Consider the following 3,091-nt stretch of genomic DNA (forward strand, 5'->3'; position numbering starts at 1 on the left):
GCAGGCGGCGGCGGGCCTGGGCGCGATCCGGGGGCGGGGGTGAGGTACTCATGGCCTGATCAGGGTAGGCAGGCCCCGGCCGGTGGGGCGTCATACCGGGGTAGCGGGATGCCGCCCATACCTGGGTGTGAGCGGCGCGTCATACCTGGGTGTGAGCGGCGCGCCTCAGAGCTCGGCCAGGAGTTTCGTCTCACAGCTCGGCCAGGAGCTCCGCCTTCTTCGCGGTGAACTCGCCGTCCGTGAGCAGGCCCGCCTGGTGCAGTTCGCCCAGGTGCCGGATGCGGTCCGCGATGTCCGCCGGATCGCGGCGGCCCGGCGTACGGGACTCCACCGCGACGGCCGGGCCGCAGTCGCGTACCGCCGCGAGGATGGACGCGGCGAACGGCAGCGACTCGTGGACCGGGCCATAGCCCAGGCCGAACAGCACGGCGGCCGGGTCCTGGTCGGCCTGGGCCGGCTGCGGCTGGGCCGGGGCGCGGCGCAGCAGACGGAGATGGCCGTCGAAGGCGTCGGGGGAGCGCCACTCGACGCCGGTCAGGTCTGTGATGGGGATGGCCTGGTCGCCCGCCTTCCACTTGGCCGAGGACGCGCCTGTCCAGAACCAGCGGAAGAACACCGTCTTGCCGTCGAAGGACACCTTGCCGTCGTACGCCTTGAACTGCGTCGGGCCTTCGGGTGCGCCGACCAGGTACTGGTCCGCGGGCCCGGGGTCCGGCGCCAGGAGCGCGCGCAGTTCGTCCGCGTAGTACTCGGCGAGTGTCTCCCGCTCGGCGGGCAGCACCAGGCGGTACGGGTCGCAGCTGTCCTTGAGCTGCCCCGCCGCCGCCTCCATCAGCGGGTCGGCACCCGGTCTCGGCACGGCATGCAGCACCACGGTGCCCCGTTTGCCGGGAGCGAGTGTCACCGCCGCCAACGCCTCGTGGGGGATACGGCGTTCACCGAGCGCCTGGAAGAGCTTCGGTGTGCGAATCCCCCGCTCGAAGCGGATGAGCACGGAGTCCGAGTCGAACTCCCAGGCGGCTTGAAATCCAGCCAGTACGTCACCCATGCGGCTCATCGTATGCGGCGAGCGCGGGTTCGTCCCCCCTCGCAGCGATCCTGTCGTTTCCCGCGACGACGTGCTTCTACGCGCGTCAGGAGGCCACGGAACCGGAAGAAATCTTCCGGCAGGCCGTGCCACCGCCGTCACACCGCACCGCGTGGTACGCCCCGACGCCGATCCGGGCGAGGTTGCGGACGTTGTTGCTGTCCGGCAGGAAATAGCCGGTGTGCCCGCCTGACTTTCCGGCCGCGAGTACCCGCGCCCCGAAGTCCTGGGAGACCGGGTCGGCGCCGTGTCCGAGCCCGCCGACCTTGAGGTGGGGGATGTCCCCGATCCAGTCGTCGGCGCCCCGCATGGCCCAGACCCGGGCGGCGGTGCCGAGCCCGGACGCGGTCCCGGTGCCCATGCCGGGGCTGCCCGCGACCGCGATGTCGGTGACCCGCGAGGGAAGTTGGCGGGCGGCGACCCCGCACACCACCGAGCCGTAGCTGTGGCAGTACAGGGTGGTCGGCGAGGCACCGGGCAGGGCGCGCACCAGGTCGTTCAGCCGCTCGGCGCCGTCCTCGGCGCGCTTGGACGTGGCCGCTTCCACACCGATACCGGCGGGCGCGGTGTAGTCGGCCCAGGCGATCACGGCGGTACGGGTGTCGCCGCTGACCGCGCGCTCCGCGTCGTACAGCGACGCGGCCATACCGGCCGGTGCCGTGTACTTGCCGTTGGTCTTCTGGAAGGTGAGCAGGTCGGTGCCGACGCCGGGCACCACGATCGAGACCCGCTCGGCCCGGTCGAGGTCGCCGAAGACCTCGGCGACGCGGCCGGTGCCGGTGGGGTCGAAGGCGAGGATCTGGCGTTCCTCGCGGAGCAGCGCGGTGAACCGGTGCACCCGGCGGCGGACCGTGCGACGCCCCGTGTCGGACAGCCGTCTGTCGTTGACGCGCTCGCGCTCGGCCTTGCGGGCATCGACGAGTGCGATGCGGTTGGCGCGGTAGCGCAGCTTGAGCGGTGCACCGTCCAGGTTGCCGACCACGAGCGGATAGCGGGCGGCGAGCCGCTGCCGCTGGTGGGCGGTGAGCAAGCCGAAGAACTCGGAGATACGGGCCGCGGGTGCCTCCGGGTCGGGCAGCGGGTGGCCGTTGATGCCGCCGCGCTCCCATGCGTGCAGCGCGACCTGGAATGGGCTCCTGCCCGCACGGTTGTGGTGCACCGTGGTCCAGCCGGTGATGGCCAGCATGACGAAGACGACGGCGAGCGCGACGAGAGCGCGCAGCACCGTGGATTGCGGGGAGGAGTCGAAGGAAGTCACTGCGGGACAGCGTAGGAGAACCGTTCGGCCCTTCGTGCGAGGGGTGGGGCAGATCACGTTTTCCGCGGGGTGATCGGGCTAAGTGCCCCACGCAGGGTGCGGTTTGGTGACGTTCCGTGTCTTTGTTCGAGGTGTCGTCGCGGCATCACCTATCAGGGTGGCGGGGCCACGACTCCCCTTCCGACGGCCGCTTCCCGCAGGCCAGAGTGCGGACAGCAAGATCAGAGCAGATCCGTACGAGACGGAGGCCGACCGCCATGCGCAGCAGCAGCACCAACACCCTCACCCGAACCACACTCCGGACCGTCACCCTCGGGACCGCCGTGGCCGCGGCCGTCCTCTCCTCCGTGCCCTCGGCGGGCGCGGCGCCGCCGACGCTCGGCCGGTGCGGGCCGGGCGAGCTCTGCCTCTGGGAGCGGCCGGACTTCGCCGGTACCCGGCAGACCCACGAGCTGTCCGGTACGGACATCGAGAGCTGTATCGCGCTGCCGGAGGGGAGCAGCGCGCAGGCCCTCGCGAACCGGACGGGGCGCCCTGTCACGACCTACCAGTCGCGCGTCTGCGCCGAGACGGGCGAGTTCGAGACGTACCCGGGCGGTGGCACATGGGTCCCCAGGGCCCCGTACCGGGTACGCGCCTTCAAGATCTGGGAGAGCTGAGCCGGGGCCTGCCGCGCCGGACGGGCTGAAATATTTCAGCCCGTCCGGCGCTTGAGGACATCTTTGAGCCCGGCCGGCGAGGCCTTT

3 protein-coding genes are annotated in these 3,091 nt (G+C 71.5%); 1 reads left to right on the top strand and 2 read right to left on the bottom strand.

Annotated elements, in window-relative coordinates; translation table 11 throughout:
• Positions 1-190: 190 nt before the first annotated feature.
• Complete coding sequence (locus U9R90_RS34870; protein WP_411061395.1) at positions 191-1,057, bottom strand: DUF4429 domain-containing protein; 867 nt, start codon at positions 1,055-1,057, stop codon at positions 191-193.
• Between the two features lie 76 nt (positions 1,058-1,133).
• Entirely contained in the window at positions 1,134-2,345 is a 1,212-nt protein-coding gene (locus tag U9R90_RS34875; protein ID WP_411061396.1) for an alpha/beta hydrolase, read from the bottom strand.
• A gap of 257 nt (positions 2,346-2,602) precedes the next feature.
• Between U9R90_RS34875 and U9R90_RS34880 the strand changes: the two genes are divergently transcribed.
• Positions 2,603-3,004, top strand: a complete 402-nt coding sequence (locus U9R90_RS34880; RefSeq protein WP_411061398.1) for a peptidase inhibitor family I36 protein — start codon at positions 2,603-2,605, stop codon at positions 3,002-3,004.
• Positions 3,005-3,091 lie beyond the last annotated feature (87 nt).

The sequence above is a fragment of the Streptomyces sp. E11-3 genome (assembly GCF_046540415.1).
Taxonomy (GTDB): Bacteria; Actinomycetota; Actinomycetes; order Streptomycetales; family Streptomycetaceae; genus Streptomyces.